We start from the raw sequence: 17,410 nt of genomic DNA on the forward strand, positions 1-17,410 counted from the left end.
CTTTCCAAGGGTCTTGGGTTAGAGGATCTTGAACGCCGGATCAGCCAGTTCAGGTGCGGCCTGTGCGACCGGCAGCGGCTGACCGGAGACCTTTGACTGGATGCCGTGGATCCACTTTTTCGCGCGCTCGTTGAGCATGAAGCTTTTGGTCATCGACCGGCCCCGCGTCACGAGGATGCCGATATCCGCCCCTTCATAGCGGTAATCGCCCGGCTGCAGGATCCGCAAAAAGAACGCCTCGTTCTCGCTCTCCACCGCGCGGCGGTGATAGTCGAAACGGTCGAAGACGACCGTGCCGTCCTCCCGCATCTTGTAGATGCCGGTTTCGGGCGAATCCGAACAGATATCCACGCTGTCCTGCGTGTGCTTGATGACCATCTGGCTCCAACCGTCGATATTGGCCGGATCGGCCCAGCGCGCGTTGAGCTCATCCACGTCGAGGTTGAATTTCTTTTTCGAGAATTCAAGCAAGTGAAACAGGAACAACGGCGCATCCGCGTGGGCAAACGCCGCGTGGTTGGTCATTGACGACGCCCCCGTGATGCGGGGGTTCAGCTCGCCCAGCCACAGATCGCCGGTTTTCTTGTCGATCAGGAAATCGAGCTCGAAATAGCCCCGGTAGCCTTCCTTGCGCAGTTGCTCCCCGAATTTGAACGTCAGATCGCGGGCCTGCTGGCGTACCTTCGGCGGGAAGGCCGTGGAGAGGATCTCGTTCCCGCACCAGCCGCCGCGATAGGGCGTGAGTTCCTTGAACCCCACCAACTCGGTCATCAGCGGGCCGACGATGGTGCCTTCCTTGGTGGCACAAGCCTCGATCGCAGCACCGCGGCAGTTGATCCGCTTCATGATCTTGATCTCGCCCTCACCGATGATCTCGGATTCGTGGCGGCGGAAGTCAGCCTCGTTCTTGATGAAGAACGTGGTGTGCCCGCTGTCGCCAAAGGCCGATTGCAGCACCAGATCGTGACCGATGCCCGCCTTCTCGCAGGTCTCGCGCAGGTTCTCGTAGGAGGTCACCTCGGCCAGCGTGTTGGGCACAGACGGCACGCCGGCCTTGTTGCCGATGCGCACGGTTTCGATCTTGTTGTCCATGCTCGTGCGCAGCTTGGCCTTGGGGAACCAGACCTCGCCGCCCAGCTCTTTCGCCAGACGCTCGGTCTCTTCGTCGAACATCAGGAACACGAACTTGGGCTTGCCACCGCGCTTTTTGATGAAATCGACGACTTCCTTGTGCTGCAACAGGTAGTTGTTGATGTCCTCGATGGACTGGAACTCAGCGTGCGGCGCCTCGGACGGGCAGAACACATTGGGGTGCTTGCCGCCATAGGTGTCGATGTAGCAGATGTATTTGAAGTTCTTCACCCATTCGTCGATGCCGAGCAGGTTGAAGTTGGTCGCCGATACAAAATACACGGGCTCTTCGTTGCGGTGAAAGAACCGGCGGATTTCGGAAATGTTGCGTAGAACGGTGGCCATATTGGTGGTCTCCTCGTCAGTATTCGTGGGCTTTTCAACGCCCGTTATTCGGCGGCCTTCAGGGCGGGTTTCGCCCCTTCCAGCGCCTCTTGGGTAAATACCCTCAGGCCCAGATCGGGCCGGTAACCATGGATCTCGCTCACATCAAGCGCGCGCATGAAGCTGAGGATTTCCTTGCTGATGACCTGTCCGGGCACCAGGATCGGAAAGCCGGGTGGGTAGGGGATGATGAACCCCGCCGACACGACCTCGTCGCCACGCTCCATCGCCTCTTTCAGCGAGCCGTCCAGTTCGAGATAGTCGCAGTTGTCATCGTCATAGGCGAGGAAGAACGCCTTGCGGATATCCCCTCGCGGCTGTTGCCCGAAGACAGGAACGCCCGGTGGAAGCGGCTGAAATCAGGCAGCGGCGGGCAGTCTTCCATCAGGTTCTTGACCCGACGGTCGAACGCCAGCTTTTCCATGCCCGACGCATCATCGTTCAGCTCATCAAGGGATTTGGCGATCTCGACCAGAACCTCAATCAGGTAGGCGACCGAAGAGCGCGTCGTGCCGATGTTGGTCATGAACAGGACGGTATTGCGCGAGGTTTTGTTGATCTGGATGCCGTATTTATCCATCAACACCTTGTTCTTGAACGTATCCCCGTCCCAGCCCGTGCCGCCGACCTGAAGGGTCACGCGGCTTGCATCTAGCACGAATTCGTCCCGCTCCCAGCAATCCCAAAGATCGGTCCAGCCCTGTTCGGTGTCGTAATAGCTGGTGACGCCGCTTTCGCGGTGCTCTTCGGGGATCATATCGCCGGCGGTCAGAACCTTGAAATACTTGTCCAGCAGCGGGTGATCGGAAATCGCGCGTCGCATCGACATCGCGGCCTCGATCTGGCGCTGCACGAATTCAAAGCCTTCCAGCTCGACCTGACGGCGACCCACGTCGAGCGACGCGATGATCTGGTAGTTCGGCGAGGTCGAGGTGTGGGTCATGTAGGCTTCGTGGAACGATTGCTCCACCTCGCCGCGGAAGTCCTGATCGTGCACGTGGATCATGCTGCCCTGACGCAGGGAGGTCAGCGTCTTGTGCGTGGATTGCGTGGAATAGACCCGCACGCGCGCTTCGGGCGGCGGGATCAGGCGGGTGTTGAGCAGTTTTTGCGTATCCGCGCCTTCCAGCTCGGCCTGTTGCGCCTCATAGGCGGCGCGGTGTTTGTCGCTGCGGAATTTGGCGCGCAGGGTGTTGGCCGCATCCATTGCCGTGCGCTGACGGTAGGTCGGGTTGAACCGGCCAAAGGCGAACCACGCCTCGTCCCACAGGAAGATCAGATCGGGCTTGATCGCCAGACATTCCTCCATCACGCGTTTGACGTTGTAGACCAACCCGTCAAAGGTGCAATTGGTCAGCAGCAACATGCGCACGCGGTCCAGCTTGCCCTGTTCCTTGAGCTCGAGCAGGCGGTGTTTCATCTCGTGCAGGGGCACGGCGCCGTACATCGAGTATTTGCTCAGCGGATAGCTGTCGAGATAGCTGACCTGCGCGCCCGCCAGCACCATGCCGTAGTGGTGCGATTTGTGGCAATCGCGGTCGACCAGCACGATGTCACCGGGTTTGATCAGCGCCTGCACGACGATCTTGTTGCAGGTCGAAGTCCCATTGGTGGCAAAGAACGTCTGCTTGGCCCCAAAGGCCCGCGCGGCCAGCTCCTGCGCTTCCTTGATGGGACCATGCGGCTCCAGCAGGCTGTCGAGGCCGCCGGAGGTGGCGGAGGTTTCGGCAAGGAAGATATTGGGGCCATAGAACGCGCCCATGTCCTGAATCCAGTGGCTGCGGGTGATGGATTTCCCGCGGCTGATGGGCATGGCGTGGAACACGCCGGTGGGCTGTTTTGAGTATTCGACCAAGGCGGTGAAGAAGGGCGATTTGTTGCGCGCCTGAACGCCCCGCAGGATGTTCAGGTGCAGCTCCATGAAATCTTCGGAATTGTAGAAGACCCGGCGGCAGATCCCAAGATCAAGGCCCGCGATCTCTTCGACCGAGCGCTCCGTCACAAGATAGGCGTCAAGCTCTGGCCGGACCTTGGCGATCATGCGGCACAGCTCTGGCCCGTAGTTTTCGGGGCTGATCGCGTCGATCTCTTCGCGTCCCCCCGCGCGGGCGAGATAGCGCGTCAGGATTTCCTCGACCATTTCGGATTCGAGCGTCAGCCCCGGACGCACCACGATTGCCTGAATGTTGTGGTTGAACAGCACCGCGATCAACGCGTCCTCGATCGACGGAACAACCACAGCCTCATAGATGAACGGATCTTCGGGGCGGCGCATCGAGGTGACGTTTTGTTTGAGCCAGCGTTCCTGATGCTCGTTTACGCTGTCGACGATCAGCACCTCGAAATAGGGCTTGGACAGCGCGCGCATCTCGGGGCTGTGGTGGGCCTCGTCGTCGTGCTCTTCGTCGTCGACGCTATCCCGCTCCAGCGGGATCGAACGGCGGCGATAGGCACCCGTCGTCAGCGCCCGCGTGACACGGTTCACGGCAAAGCTCAGATCGTCCAGCTTGCCCAGATCGAAATGGCGCCGCATCTGGTTGAAGGCGTGCATGCCGGGGAAGGCCCAATAGGGCTCCATCATGGCGAGCGCGTCAAACAGATCGGTTATGCCCTGTTTCAGCTGCGCCGCCTCGCCGGCGCTGGGGCTGCGCAAGAGCGCGCTGCAGGCTTCGCGCAGCGCGCTCCAGCGGTCAGACCGCAATTGAATCGCAGAGGAGTAGTCTTTCATCGAGTGCATCGGTCGTTCTCCGCATGAAGCGGCAGCCTGACCGATGCGCTGGCGCGGGCAACCGCCCGCACGCGCCGGTTCAGCCGCCGGAGGTCTCTTTGGGCGTCGTGCCGGTCAGAACACCGGGTTTGACGGGTGGGTTGGGCATGCCCGCTGTGGGTGCCCCTGTTGGTGTCGGCTCGGTCGGGGGCGTTGCGGTGCCCGCGGATGGGTTTGGAAGCGGCTCTACCGGGAAGGCAGGCGGCACCTTGTGGGGAAAGCCCGGCAGGCTGTCCTGGCCGGGGAAATCGGGCGTCACCGGCACCCGCATCGCGGGCGTATCGGTGGACAGACCGGCGGTCGTCCCCTGCTGCGGAATCGCAAGCGGACCCAGCGTGTTGAGGTAGGCATCGGTGCCGCTGGCACGGTCGTAGACGCTGAAATCGGTGGAGCGGTCGCGGAAGCTCTTGAGCACCTGGCCCAGCCCCTTCATGCCCGTCTCGCGCTGACGGCGTACCAGATCAAGGTCGACCTCGATCGGGAACATGTCCTCCTGCCCCGCCGATTGGTGCAGCACCATCGAGGTCGGATCGACGACGCAGGATTTGCCCACACCGCCAGCACCCAGCCCGTTCACGTCAATGACGTAGCACTGGAATTGCGCCGCCGTGGCGCGCGCGATAGCAAGCTCCGCGTCGCGGTCGGTCGTGCCGGTCAGCACCGGGTGCAACAGCACCTCGACGCCCTGCGACGTCAGCTGGCGCGTGGTTTCGGGGAACCACATGTCATAGCAGATCGACAGGCCGAAACGGCCAACCTCCGGCACGTCGAACACGCAGAAATCAGTGCCCGCCGCGATCCCGCTCTCGTAGGGGCGGAACGGAAACATCTTGGCGTAGCGGCGGATGATCTCCCCCTCGGGGTTGATCACGACGGAGGTGTTGTAGATCCGCCCGTCTTCCGGGTCGGTGATGAACATCGAGCCGGGGATCAGCCACACGCGATGCTTGGCCGCCGCGGCCTGAAACTGCTCAAGCGCCTCATTTTGCGGAGGCAGCGAATAGCGGTCGAGCGGACCGAACGGCGCCAGTTCCGAGAACAGCACCATCTGCGTCCAGGGAAAGCGGGCCATCAGGATATCGAGGCGCTGGATCATGCCATCGACGTTGGGTTGCAGTGCGTTGACGTACATCTGTACGCCCGCAATTGCGAAGGGGGTCATTGCTCATCACTCCGTGGATTTGTTGACGGGCCGCGCCCGTTTGATCCATCCCATACGCCCTTTATCGGGGCGATGGAACCGGTCAAGCGAGGCTTTGCCGTAACGGAGTATGCCATGGCTGCGCGGGCGATCTTACGCTGCCGCCTCACGGCGGGGCGCGCGCGCGTTACGCCCGCGTTGCAACATCACGACGCCCGCCAATAGCAGCAGTGCGGGAATGAACATCAGGTATTTGCTGGGCTGCGGTTGCGGCTTGAGCACGCGCAGCACTTCCTGATCCCAATCCAGCCCCGCGTCCGCAGCAGGAGAGCCAAAGGCGACGTCGTCGATGATCATCCGGTCACCCTCCTGACGGAAGGCAAGGCCCGCATTCTCGAGCCTCTCTTCACCCGTCGCCCCTTCGACCATATCGACAAGCGCCACGAATTCGATCGGATCACCAAAGCTGTCCTGCCCCGACACCCGCACGCGCAGGTATTCCCCCACCGGCGTATCGGCGGCGGCCTGTGCGATCTCGGTCGGCTCCGCTTCGGTATAGGGCGGGGCGACCATGTCCATCCAGAAGCCCGGACGGAAGAGCGTAAAGGCGATGAGCAACAGCGCAATCGTCTCGTAAAAGCGGTTTTTGGCAAGGAACCAACCCTGCGTGGCCGCCGCGAACAAAAGCATCGCGATGGTCGCGACAATGAAGACGAATATGCCCTGCGCCCAGGTGACATCGATCAACAACAGCTCGGTGTTGAAGATGAAGAGGAACGGCAGCGCCGCGGTGCGCAGGCTGTAGAAGAACGCGACAAAGCCGGTCTTGATCGGATCACCCCCCGACACGGCGGCGGCGGCAAAGCTTGCCAGCCCCACGGGCGGGGTCACGTCCGCCATGATGCCGAAGTAGAACACGAACAGGTGCACAGCGATCAGCGGCACAATGAGCCCGTTCTGCTGGCCCAGCGTCACGATCACCGGCGCCAGCAGCGCAGAGACCACGATGTAGTTTGCCGTTGTCGGCAGACCCATCCCGAGGATCAGCGACAGCACCGCCGTTAGCGCCAGCATGGCAAGGATATAGCCGCCCGAAAGCGCCTCGACCACATCGGCAAGGGCCGCGCCCACGCCCGTCTGGCTGACGGCGCCCACGATGATCCCGGCGGTCGCGGTGGCGATGCCGATACCGATCATGTTGCGCGCGCCGGTCACCAGACCGTCGATCAGATCCAGAAAGCCGTTCTTGACGTCCGCGGCGAACTGGCTTTCGCCGCGGAACATCGCCATGAGCGGCCGCTGCGTGAGCAGGATGAACACCATGTAGCAGGTTGCCCAGAAGGCCGAGAGGCCCGGCGACAGGCGGTCCACCATCAGCGCCCAGACCAGCACTACGACCGGCAGGATGTAGTAGAGACCCGAGCGGATCGTTGGCCCCGGCATCGGCAGTTTCGTCACCGGCGCATCGGGATCATCCAGCTTCAGCGGTGCCTCTTTCGACGCGACGCGCAACAGCAGCACATAGACCAGCGTGAGGAAGGCGAAGATGATGTAGCCCGCCGTTTCGGGGAAGGCGGGGCGAATCCAGCCCATGCCGTAGTAGACGGCAAAGCTGAGCCCGCAGACAACGGCGATGGTGAATGCGAGGCTCATGAGCCACGCGACCCAGGGTTTGGGCTCTACCGGGCGGGGCAGGCCTTCCATCCCGGCTTTCAGCGCTTCGAGGTGCACGATGTAGACCAGCGCGATGTAGGAGATGACGGCCGGCAGGAACGCGTGTTTGACCACGTCGAAATAGGCGATGCCCACGTATTCCACCATCAGGAACGCCGCAGCGCCCATGACCGGCGGCATGATCTGCCCGTTGACGGAGGAGGCGACTTCGACCGCGCCGGCCTTTTCCGAGCTGAAGCCCACCTTTTTCATCAGCGGAATGGTGAAGGTGCCCGTCGTCACCACATTGGCGATCGAGGAGCCGGAGATCAGGCCTGTCATGGCAGAGGACACAACGGCAGCCTTCGCAGGCCCGCCTTTCATGTGACCCATAAGGCTGAACGCCACCTGAATGAAATAATTGCCCGCCCCGGCCCGGTCGAGCAGCGAGCCGAACAGCACAAACAGGAACACAAACGAGGTCGAGACACCCAGCGCGATGCCAAAGACGCCTTCGGTGGTGATCCACTGGTGGTTCACGATCTCGGACAGGGAATTGCCCTTATGCGCGATCATCGACGGCATCTGCGGGCCAAGCACGGTATAGAGCAGGAACACGCTCGCCACGATCATCAACGCGGGGCCAAGCGCGCGGCGCGTGGCCTCAAGCAGGATCATCAGGCCGATAACGGCGACGACAAAATCCTGCGTGATCGGCGCGCCCACACGGCCCGAGATGTCGCGGTAGAACATGAACAGATATAGCGCCGCAGCGGCGCCCGCGATGGCCAAAAGCCACTCCCACACGGGGATCGACGTTTTGGGCGAACCCAAAACAACGGTTGCGGCGACAAAGATCGCGGGCAGCGGGATCCACCACGTGGCCACGCCCTCTTTGGCCGCGACCATGAACAGCGCCGCAAGCGCAAGCGGGACGACAATGCCCAGCACCGTCTGGAATTTCGTGCGGGCGGCGGGAAAGACGAGGATGCCGAGGAAAACCGCAAATCCAAGGTGGATGGAGCGGGCCAGCGTGTCGTTGAAAAGACCGAAGGGTGACGCGATATAAAGTTGGAACAAGGACCACGCCAGCGCGGTCAGCATGAGCAGGATCCCGACGGACCCTCCTACGGACCGTCCACCGGTATCAGAGGAGGCGACCAGTTCATCAAGCTCGCTCTGGCTCAGACCACCGCGGTCGCCCGTGGCTTCCGTCTCGACCCGCGCAGCTTGCTGCTGATACTTTTCGTTGTCCGTCATCGCAATGTCCCCCGTTGCGCAGCGCCCGCTTTTTGTGGTGCAGGCTGCTGAACGTGCCGCTTTGTGCGGTCACGTGGTCCGTGGGCGACCTATTCGGGGCCGCCCACGGGCGTTTTGCGGAAAGCCGGTCGGCTTATTCCATCCAACCACGCTCTTTGTAGTACTTGACCGCACCATCGTGCAGAGGCGCGGACAGACCGCCGGAGATCATCTCATCTTCGGTCAGGTTCTCGAACGCGGGGTGCAGACGCTTGAAGCGGTCGAAGTTGTCGAAGACTGCCTTGACCACCTGATAGACGACTTCATCGTCCACATCGGCGGAGGTCACGAACGTCGCCTTCACACCAAAGGTGTTCACGTCGCTGTCAGTACCTTTGTACATGCCACCGGGGATTGTCGCCGCGGCATAGTAGGGGTTGTCGTCGATCAGACCCTGGATCGCATCGCCCTCGACGGGGATCAGCGTCGCGTCGATCGTGCTGACCGCTTCCTGAATCGAGCCGTTGGGGTGGCCCACGGTATAGATGATCGCATCAACCTTGTTGTCACCCAATGCGGCGGCCTGCTCGGCCGGCTTGAGCTCGGAAGCGAGGGCGAAGTCATCCAGTGTCCAGCCCTTTGCGTCCATCACGACTTCCATCGTGGCGCGCTGACCGGAACCGGGGTTGCCGATGTTCACGCGCTTGCCCTTGAGATCGTCGAACGACGTGATCCCGGAGTCGGCGCGTGCGATGACATTGAACGGCTCACCGTGCACGGAGAAAACCGCGCGCAGCTTGTCGAACTTGTCCCCCTCGAACTGCGAGGAGCCGTTGTAGGCGTGGAACTGCCAGTCGGACTGGGCCACGCCCATGTCCATATCGCCGGCCTTAATCGCGTTGATGTTCGCGATGGAGCCACCTGTCGACGGCGCCGTGACCTTCAGGCCATGCTCGGCGGAGCCGCGGTTCACGAGACGTGCAATCGACTGACCGACGACGAAGTACACGCCCGTCTGACCACCCGTGCCGATGGTGATGAATTTTTCTTGCGCGGTGGCTGCGGTGCCCGCCACCAATGCGCCGGCAAATGCCAAACCTTTGAGCATCTTCATATGATATCTCTCCCATTGTTATTGCTGCACCCCGCTCACCGGAGTGCGCCTTTGTCTGCGGAACCTCGGCAGACCCACGCCGATTGGCCGGCGTCTGGCCTATGCTGGCCCGCGTTTGGTACCGTAAACGCGCAAGGTGATGCGCTTCGGCGTCAAAACTGAGTTGAGCCTATTCGCCTTTAAGATGATGGGCAAGCGATCTATCAGATAGGCCTGAATTTCGTTGATACCTCAATTTTCTTTGACTTTTGCACAATATTACAGCGATTTACGCACGCCTTTGAGTTGAATCGCGGAAATGGCGCCTCATACCGATACGCTTGCCAAGATGGGGAGGAATGCGCTCTACAGGATTTCTAAGTGCGAAAAAGACCAGTCGAGGGATGCCATGACAGAGCTATCGAATCTCACTCGCTACACCACATTCATCGGGGTGATCGTGCTGTGCCTGCTCAGCCTGATCCTTGTGGCAGTGTGGTCGGCGTGGTTCTGGATTCCCTTTGCCGCGTTCGGGGCGCTGTCGCTGCTGGGCCTGCACGACGTCCGGCAGGAGCATCATTCGATCCTGCGAAACTACCCTGTGCTGGGCCACATGCGGTTCCTGTTTGAGGGCATCCGCCCCGAGATCCGCCAGTATCTGATCGAGAACGATCAGGACGAGGAGCCGTTCAGCCGCGATGCACGCAGCCTTGTCTACCAGCGTGCCAAGGGTCAGGAGGATGCGCGACCCTTCGGCACCCGCATGCGGGTCTACGATGCGGGCTACAGCTGGGTCACCCATTCGGTGCAACCCAAACATATCGACAATACCGATTTCCGCATCACCATCGGCAACGACGCCTGCACCCAGCCCTACAGCGCGTCGATCTACAATATCTCAGCGATGAGCTTTGGCTCCCTGTCGGGCAACGCGATCCTGGCGTTGAACAAGGGGGCAGCCGCGGGTAAATTCGCCCATGACACCGGCGAAGGGTCTGTCAGCCGCTATCACCGCGAAGGCGGCGGCGATCTGATCTATCAGGTGGCCTCGGGCTATTTCGGCGCGCGGGCCGCCGATGGCAGCTTTGACCCGGAGAAATTTCGCGAAACAGCCGCGCTGCCCCAGATCAAGATGATCGAACTCAAGCTGTCGCAGGGTGCCAAACCGGGCCACGGCGGCCTGTTGCCCGCCTCAAAGATCAACGAAGAGATTGCCGAGGCGCGCGGCATCCCAATGGGGCAGGACTGTGTGTCGCCGGCGGCGCATTCCGCATTCTCGACTCCGATTGAAATGATGCAGTTTCTGGCCAGGCTGCGCGAGTTGTCGGGCGGCAAGCCCGTTGGGTTCAAGCTGTGCATCGGTCACCAGCGCGAATTCATGTGCATGGTCAAGGCCATGATCGAAACGGGGATCGTGCCCGATTTTATCGTCGTTGACGGCGCGGAGGGCGGCACCGGGGCCGCACCGCTGGAGTTTTCCAACCACGTCGGCATGCCGATGGTCGAGGGGCTGACATTTGTTCATAACACTCTGCGCGGCGCGGGCCTGCGCGACCGCATCAAGGTCGGCGCGGCGGGCAAGATCGTATCGGCCTTTGACATCGCGCGGGCGCTGGCGCTGGGCGCGGATTGGTGCAATTCGGCGCGCGGATTCATGTTTTCGATCGGGTGCATTCAGGCGCAGGCCTGCCACACCAATCACTGCCCTGTGGGCGTGGCGACGCAGGATCCGCTGCGCGCCCGCGCGCTGGACCCGGAAAGCAAATCGCAGCGCGTGGCACGGTTTCACCGCGAAACCATGGACGCCCTGGGTGAGATGACGGGGGCCGCCGGTCTGGACGCGCCCTGTGATTTCCTGCCGCACCACCTGATGCAGCGGCAATCCGATCTGGCGATGGTGCAGGGCAACCGGGCCTTTGCCTATCTGCCCGAAGGCTTCTTGCTTGATGACATTGCCGCCGACCATCGCGGCTACAAGGAGAGGTGGGCCCGGGCAAGCCCACAGACCTTCGATCCGCCAGAGGTAACCTATTGATCGCAGCCCAGAGCGGCCCACGCGGCCCCCTCTCCGGGCGCGCGGCGCAGCACGCGACCGGCGGCCGCACAGACCCGCACCGCGCTACCCGCCTGCGGCATGTCCCGCTCGCGGTCATAGCCGTAGACGCCCGTGCCGAAGACCCGCCACGTTTCTGACGCGACCGGGCCGGAGGCGTAACCTTCCCAAACCTCAAGATCCACGTCCCCGCCGAACAGCCCGCGCGCCGTCAGAAAGGCCCGCAACCCGGTATCCGTTGGTGTACCGGTGAGCGTCCAGACGTGGTCGTCAAAATCGCCTTCCGGGATCTGGACGCCCGACGCCGCGCTTTCTCCGATGCGCGGCAGCGGCGCGGCATCCTCCAGCGTGAGCGTCCCGGTGAGCTGCGCAATACCGCCTCCTTCGATCCGGCGGGTGGCGGTGGTGATGACCTTCGTTCCGCTCCAGAATCCGCTGAAAGCGACCCAATCACCGGCCTTGAAATCACTGTTTGACGGCAAATGCACCGGCGTGCCCATGACCCGCGCCTCCCCGTCCGCACTGGCCGAGATTGGTCCCGCAATAGGGTACACCTCCAGCAGGCGCAGCGCGGTGACGCCCTGCGGCGTCACGCGTGCGCGGATGGCGAGGGTATCGCCCGGCGCGAGCGTTTGATCGGGGCCAAGCGCGCTGATGACGGGCACGCCTTCGGGACGCAGGACCACCACACCGGCCACCGTCAGCGGATCCAGCCGGTCCACCGCGCCGAAAATACCCACAACAGCCTCATCGGCCAAAGCCGGGGAGACGCAGCAGCACAGGGCAAGGACCGTGGATTTCATGGCGCCACTATCCGGCAATGCCCGCCCTGCGAAAAGCAAAAAGCGCACGCGAAGGACCCCCGCGTGCGCTTTATCTCGTCTCGACGGAGGCGTGTTACAGCACACCCTCGGCGTAGGCGGCGGCAAGCGCCTCTTCGAAGATCGCGAGCCCTTCGTCGAGGATCTCGTCGGAAGCCGTCAGCGGCACCATCACCCGCACGGCGTTGCCCTGCATGCCACAGCTCAGCAGCAGCAGACCACGCTCCTGTGCGTGGGCGATCAGGCGTTTGACCAGCGCCGTGTCGGGCGTGGCGCTGTCGAAATCGGTGACGAATTCCACGGCAACCATCGCCCCCAGACCGCGAATGTCCCACATGCGGTAGGGCGCCGCCCGCGCGCCGATCTCGGCAAAGCGTGCCTTGAGCTTGTCGCCCATCGCGGTGGAACGGCCCAACAGGTTTTCGTGCGCAATCGCGTCGATGGCTGCAAGTGCTGCGGCGCAGGCAACGGGGTTGCCGCCGTAGGTGCCGCCAAGCCCGCCGGGCTCCATCGCGTCCATCACGTCTGAGCGGCCGATCACACCCGCGAGCGGATAGCCACCGGCCATGGACTTCGCCACGGTGATCAGGTCAGGCTCGACGCCCGAATGCTCGATCGCGAACCACGTGCCGGTGCGGCCAAAGCCTGCCTGCACTTCGTCGGCAATCAGCAGGATGCCGTGCTGGTCACAGATCTCGCGCAGGGCCACCAGCATTTCGGTCGGGACGGGGATATAGCCACCTTCGCCCAGAACGGGCTCGATGATGATGGCGGCGACCCGCTCGGGCTGCGCGTCGGTGAGGAACAGATTTTTGAGCCCAGTAAGCGCATCCTCGACGGTGATGCCGTCGCGCACCGATGGGAAGGGCGCACGGAAGATGTCCGACGGGAAGGGCCCGACGTCTTTCTTGTAGGGAGAGATCTTGCCGGTCATGCCCAGCGTCAGCAGCGTGCGGCCATGATAGCCTCCGGTAAAGGCGATCACACCGGGGCGACCGGTTGCAGCGCGCGCGATCTTGACCGCGTTCTCGACCGCTTCGGCGCCGGTGGTCACCAGCAGCGTCTTTTTAGGCGTGTCACCGGGGGCCAGCGCGTTCAGCCGCTCGGCCAGCTCGATGTAGGGCGCGTAGGGGACGACCTGAAAGGACGTGTGGGTATACGCATCCTCTTGCGCCTTGGCAGCAGCAATCACCGAGGGGTGACGGTGGCCCGTGTTCAGCACGCCGATCCCGCCGACAAAGTCGATGTAGCGGTTGCCCTCGACGTCCCACAGCTCGGCGTTTTCGGCGTAGGCGGCATAGACACCCGACGCAGCAGAGGCCACGCCGCGGGGCACAGCCGCATCGCGGCGCGCGACCAGATCGGCGTTGGTGTATGTCGTTGGTTCGACCGGTGTCACAACAGCGATCTTGGGCTTTTTCTTTGCGCTTTTGCGGGGCGCACGCTTGGCGGTGTTGGCCATGGCCGTCTCCTGATTCTAAAGGAAGGAAACGCGGCTTTCAGACGCGTTTAGAAAATCATTCTGCCTGTTTAAATTAATTGTCAATCGGGATTATTTCGACGCTTGTAATTTTGGCCGACCGGTGGTGATCTGCCGCTCAACGCGGCGTTGCAGACCGCGCAGAAACCTCCGGGGATCCATCAGGTGAACATCGGCCAAAGGCTCAAACACATCCGAACCGAGCGCGGCCTGTCGCAGCGCGAACTTGCGGCGCGCGCGGGGCTGACGAATGGCACGATCTCCTTGATCGAGACCGATAAAACCTCTCCCTCCGTCGCCTCACTCAAGAGCCTTCTAGACGCGATTCCCATCTCGATGGCGGAATTTTTCGCCACTCTCGAAGAGGATGACAGCCCCAAGGTGTTCTACACCGCAGAGGAGTTTACCGAAGTCGCCCCGGGCGGGCCGGGCGATGTGTCGTTGCGGCAATTGGGCAACGCCCGGGCGCATCTGTTGCAGGTGCTGCACGAGACCTACCCGCCCGGCGCAGATACTGGGCCCGAACTTCTGTCCCACGAGGGCGAGGAGGCCGGAATCATCACCGAGGGTGAGATCGAGGTGACGGTGGGTGATGCGGTAAAGATCTTGCAGACCGGCGACGGGTATCTGTTCGACAGTCGCCAGCCGCACCGTTTCCGCAATCTGTCGGACAAGGTCTGCCGGATCGTCAGTGCGCTCACACCGCCGGTATTCTGACACGAAAAAGGCCCCCGCCCATGAATGGTGCGGGGGCCTGTGCCTCATGTCAGTGACGTCAGCGGGAAGACGGGCTACGGTCGTCTCGGTCCTTACTGGACCACTTGTTGCTGTCTCGCTCCGATGATCCCGATGACCGTGTTGATGTCATCGCAATTACCAGACCTGCCACCAGCGTCAGGATCATGAGGCCGCCAATAAACATTTCATTCGTCATGGTGCCCTCCTTTCCTGAGCGTTCGTGAATAGAACACCGCCGGAGGCCGCTTCGTTCCCGCGCGAAATGCCGGATATCGTGCGAAATGCTTGAAAACAGGCGATATGTTGCAAAACTGCCTGCAACCCTGCCGGTATTTTTCTGGAGTCTCAGCGGCTTGGGGATGCCCAAAAATTCGCGTTTTTCTCGCAAAAAATTTAGAAAATCAGTAGTCGTAGGTCTCTTTATCGGCCAGGGGCACCGGGAAGGACAATCTGAGGGTATAGTCCTCTCCGCCCTCATCAACCTCCAATTCACCATTTAGCTGACGGGCAAAAGCCTGGATAAGGCGCGAGCCCAGACCGGTGCCACCATCGGGAGGGGTTCCGCCCGAGGTATTGCTGATACTCAGCACGGCGCGCTCGGCCTCGACCTTCTCAAGCGACACTTTGATCCGCGCACCTTCGGGGGCGCCCTGCGGGACGTGCTTGAGCGCGTTCGTCATTGCCTCGGAGACCAAAAGGGTGAGCGGCGCGGCGTCGTCGGGGCCGATCATCACGCTATCGTAAGTCTCGCTCACCTCGACGCCCGAACCCTGTGACAGGCCGACCGCGAGGTTGCGCGCCACGATCTCCTTCAGCAGGACGCTGCCGTCAACGCGGGTCATTTCATCGCCCTGATAGAGGCTCTTGTGCACGGTGGCGAGGCTCAGAATACGGTCCTGCAATCGCTGCAGAACCAGGCGGTTCGCCTCGGTGGGGGCCTGTCGGATCTGCATGTTCATGATCGACGAGATCAGCTGGAGGTTATTCTTGACCCGGTGGTGCACCTCCTTGAGCAGAATGTTCTTCTCGCGCAGGCTGTCTTCAAGCCGTGCCTCGTCACGCATGATGGAATCCGCCATCGACAAAAAGGCGTTCTCCATCGCCAGAATTTCCTGCGGCACATTCTCGGCCATGGTCTTGCGCGGCAGGGTCCGGTTAAGGGCAAAGTGGCGCATCTGGCGGCCCAACGCACGGATGTGCCGGATCGCGAGCCGGTTCAGCGCCCAAAACGCCACCACCAGACTGGCGCCCCACATCACGAAAGGCAGGATCGCCGAGAGCCTGCCGGTAAAGTCCGTCTGCAATAGCGGGGTGTCGGTATCCCAGACCGTCATTGAAAAGACTTTTTGCGGCACGATAGGTGTGACGGCAAAGACGCGGGGGGCGCCCTGCACGTTACTGCCTTCAAATACCTGCCTCTCGGTCCCCGTAAGCTGCGCAAGGCTGTAGTTCGCGGGCAGTTCCGCCTGCGACACCTCCGGTTCCTGATGGGTGATCAGAACCTGTCCGCTCGCATTATAGGTGACGATCGCCCGTGGCTTGTTCGCCAATTCCGAAGACACCATCTCCTTGAGCATCTGCTTGTCGATCGAGATGGTAAGAAAGCCGGTGATCTCACCGTCCTTGCGGACCGGGACATTTACCAGAACGACCGCCACATTCGAGACGGGCCCGCGTTCGGAGAAGGTCACTGTCAGCCCATCCTCGGCGACGGCCCTTTCAAAGCCGGGGGAGCTGGAGAAGTCAAAGCTGCCCTCAAGAGAAGAGCACTGCATGATCCCGTTCATCTCAACAAGACCGACAGTGCGGTACAGCGGATTGTCCTTTTGGTAGCTGCGCAGGAATTTCGAACACTCTTCCGCGTCAGCGCGCACCAGATCGACGATGGTTGCGAGCGCCTGCGCCGCGCCAATCGCCTCCTGTATGGCACCCCGTTCGCCTTGCACGGCCTGTTCGGTCGCGCCGATCAGCGAAAGCTCGGCGGTTGTCTGGCTTTGATCAGCGATTTCGCGATTTTGCATCACGGCAATCAGGCCGATCGGCAAAAGCGCGAGCGACAGGAAGAGCAAAACCCGAAACGCCAGGCCACCAAACAGCTTTGTACTCAAAAAGCCGGAGGTCATGATTAGAAGCTGGAGACTTTCGAGGCAGAGATCACCGACATGGTCGCGTCGTCGGTCATTTCCATCGCTTCATCCTCGCTGAGCCCCATCAGTTCCGCCAGCTGTGCACGGGCGCGATTGGTACGGCTTTTGATCGTGCCGACAGCAACGCCGCACATCTCAGCCGCCTCTTCGTAGCTGAAACCGGATGCACCGATCAGCAACAATGCCTCTCGTTGCTCGTCCTTCAGCTTGGCCAGCGCCCTGCGGAAATCCTGCATTTGCAGGTGACCATCATGCGCCGGTTTCTCCGCCAGATTATCGGTGAACACCCCGTCAACATCCGCAACTTCGCGGTTGGTTTTGCGACGCGACGAATAGTAGGTATTGCGCAGGATCGTGAACAACCACGCCCGCATGTTTGTGCCGACTTCAAATTTTTCGATATTTGTCCATGCTTTGACCAGCGTATCCTGCACCATGTCGTCGGCGACAGAGCCGTTTCGGGTCAATGATATTGCAAACGCCCGCATTGCGGGCAGGTGTTCGACGAGTTCGTCGCGCGGATCCCCGGCGCTCATCCCTCGGATCCCTTACCGCTGTCTTGCTCGCGCAATTGGTCAAGCAGATCCTTGAACCTGTCGGGAATGCCCTCCTCGACAGTCTCATTGTACACGCGGCGAAGGTTCTCGTCGATGATCCCCTCGCTCGGCTTTTTCTCGTCCTGATCGACCATTTGGTATTCTGCCTAGAAAAAAGTTACGATTTATCGCCCACCATTCGGAACCGAACGCAGCGATCCTACGTT

General features: G+C 61.6%; 11 protein-coding genes and 1 pseudogene. 2 read left to right on the top strand and 10 right to left on the bottom strand.

Going from position 1 to position 17,410, the window contains the following annotated elements; all coding sequences use genetic code 11:
- Nucleotides 1-18: 18 nt before the first annotated feature.
- From KDD17_RS13550 to KDD17_RS13570, 5 genes and pseudogenes are all read right to left on the bottom strand, one after another.
- Nucleotides 19-1,476 carry a biotin carboxylase gene (locus KDD17_RS13550; protein WP_212704142.1) on the bottom strand — a complete coding sequence of 486 codons (1,458 nt, stop codon included), beginning with the start codon at nucleotides 1,474-1,476 and terminating at the stop codon, nucleotides 19-21.
- Nucleotides 1,477-1,520: 44 nt separating this feature from the next.
- Nucleotides 1,521-4,252, bottom strand: a pseudogene (locus tag KDD17_RS13555) (aminotransferase class I/II-fold pyridoxal phosphate-dependent enzyme).
- A gap of 70 nt (nucleotides 4,253-4,322) precedes the next feature.
- Complete coding sequence (locus tag KDD17_RS13560) at nucleotides 4,323-5,444, bottom strand: carbon-nitrogen hydrolase family protein (RefSeq protein WP_212704143.1); 1,122 nt, start codon at nucleotides 5,442-5,444, stop codon at nucleotides 4,323-4,325.
- 132 nt (nucleotides 5,445-5,576) lie between these two features.
- On the bottom strand, nucleotides 5,577-8,336 hold the full coding sequence (locus KDD17_RS13565; RefSeq protein ID WP_212704144.1) for a TRAP transporter permease: 2,760 nt from the start codon (nucleotides 8,334-8,336) through the stop codon (nucleotides 5,577-5,579).
- Nucleotides 8,337-8,469: 133 nt separating this feature from the next.
- Nucleotides 8,470-9,429, bottom strand: a complete 960-nt coding sequence (locus KDD17_RS13570) for a TAXI family TRAP transporter solute-binding subunit (protein ID WP_212704145.1) — start codon at nucleotides 9,427-9,429, stop codon at nucleotides 8,470-8,472.
- A 388-nt stretch (nucleotides 9,430-9,817) separates the two neighbouring features.
- Between KDD17_RS13570 and KDD17_RS13575 the strand changes: the two genes are divergently transcribed.
- Nucleotides 9,818-11,443: an FMN-binding glutamate synthase family protein gene (locus KDD17_RS13575; RefSeq protein WP_212704146.1), complete on the top strand. Its 1,626-nt coding sequence runs from the start codon at nucleotides 9,818-9,820 to the stop codon at nucleotides 11,441-11,443.
- Here the strand turns inward: KDD17_RS13575 and KDD17_RS13580 are convergent.
- Both KDD17_RS13580 and gabT read right to left on the bottom strand, forming a co-directional pair.
- A complete protein-coding gene (locus KDD17_RS13580) occupies nucleotides 11,437-12,264 on the bottom strand; it encodes a hypothetical protein (RefSeq protein ID WP_212704147.1) in 828 nt (275 codons plus the stop codon). The genes KDD17_RS13575 and KDD17_RS13580 overlap by 7 nt on opposite strands.
- Nucleotides 12,265-12,358: 94 nt before the next feature.
- Nucleotides 12,359-13,744: a 4-aminobutyrate--2-oxoglutarate transaminase gene (gene gabT / locus KDD17_RS13585; protein WP_212704148.1), complete on the bottom strand. Its 1,386-nt coding sequence runs from the start codon at nucleotides 13,742-13,744 to the stop codon at nucleotides 12,359-12,361.
- A gap of 183 nt (nucleotides 13,745-13,927) precedes the next feature.
- Here gabT and KDD17_RS13590 point away from each other — a divergent pair, with 183 nt between their 5' ends.
- Entirely contained in the window at nucleotides 13,928-14,479 is a 552-nt protein-coding gene (locus KDD17_RS13590) for a cupin domain-containing protein (RefSeq protein ID WP_212704149.1), read from the top strand.
- Between the two features lie 422 nt (nucleotides 14,480-14,901).
- Here the strand turns inward: KDD17_RS13590 and KDD17_RS13595 are convergent, their stop codons facing one another.
- From KDD17_RS13595 to KDD17_RS13605, 3 genes are read right to left on the bottom strand one after another with little or no spacing between them, the layout of a single operon-like run.
- On the bottom strand, nucleotides 14,902-16,623 hold the full coding sequence (locus tag KDD17_RS13595) for a sensor histidine kinase (RefSeq protein WP_212704150.1): 1,722 nt from the start codon (nucleotides 16,621-16,623) through the stop codon (nucleotides 14,902-14,904).
- A gap of 2 nt (nucleotides 16,624-16,625) precedes the next feature.
- Nucleotides 16,626-17,183 carry an RNA polymerase sigma factor gene (locus KDD17_RS13600; protein ID WP_212704151.1) on the bottom strand — a complete coding sequence of 186 codons (558 nt, stop codon included), beginning with the start codon at nucleotides 17,181-17,183 and terminating at the stop codon, nucleotides 16,626-16,628.
- A complete protein-coding gene (locus KDD17_RS13605; RefSeq protein WP_212704152.1) occupies nucleotides 17,180-17,338 on the bottom strand; it encodes a NepR family anti-sigma factor in 159 nt (52 codons plus the stop codon). Before KDD17_RS13605 ends, KDD17_RS13600 begins: the two co-directional genes overlap by 4 nt.
- Nucleotides 17,339-17,410: the final 72 nt, after the last annotated feature.

The sequence above is a fragment of the Sulfitobacter albidus genome, from assembly GCF_018200035.1.
GTDB lineage: Bacteria > Pseudomonadota > Alphaproteobacteria > Rhodobacterales > Rhodobacteraceae > Sulfitobacter > Sulfitobacter albidus.

Bases quoted from the DNA above. Each gene is read 5' to 3' on its own strand.
- KDD17_RS13580 (WP_212704147.1), bottom strand. From the start codon at position 12,264: ATGAAATCCACGGTCCTTGCCCTGTGCTGCTGCGTCTCCCCGGCTTTG.
- KDD17_RS13575 (WP_212704146.1), top strand. From the start codon at position 9,818: ATGACAGAGCTATCGAATCTCACTCGCTACACCACATTCATCGGGGTG.
- KDD17_RS13550 (WP_212704142.1), bottom strand. From the start codon at position 1,476: ATGGCCACCGTTCTACGCAACATTTCCGAAATCCGCCGGTTCTTTCAC.
- KDD17_RS13560 (WP_212704143.1), bottom strand. From the start codon at position 5,444: ATGACCCCCTTCGCAATTGCGGGCGTACAGATGTACGTCAACGCACTG.
- KDD17_RS13565 (WP_212704144.1), bottom strand. From the start codon at position 8,336: ATGACGGACAACGAAAAGTATCAGCAGCAAGCTGCGCGGGTCGAGACG.
- gabT (WP_212704148.1), bottom strand. From the start codon at position 13,744: ATGGCCAACACCGCCAAGCGTGCGCCCCGCAAAAGCGCAAAGAAAAAG.
- KDD17_RS13570 (WP_212704145.1), bottom strand. From the start codon at position 9,429: ATGAAGATGCTCAAAGGTTTGGCATTTGCCGGCGCATTGGTGGCGGGC.
- KDD17_RS13605 (WP_212704152.1), bottom strand. From the start codon at position 17,338: ATGGTCGATCAGGACGAGAAAAAGCCGAGCGAGGGGATCATCGACGAG.
- KDD17_RS13595 (WP_212704150.1), bottom strand. From the start codon at position 16,623: ATGACCTCCGGCTTTTTGAGTACAAAGCTGTTTGGTGGCCTGGCGTTT.
- KDD17_RS13600 (WP_212704151.1), bottom strand. From the start codon at position 17,183: ATGAGCGCCGGGGATCCGCGCGACGAACTCGTCGAACACCTGCCCGCA.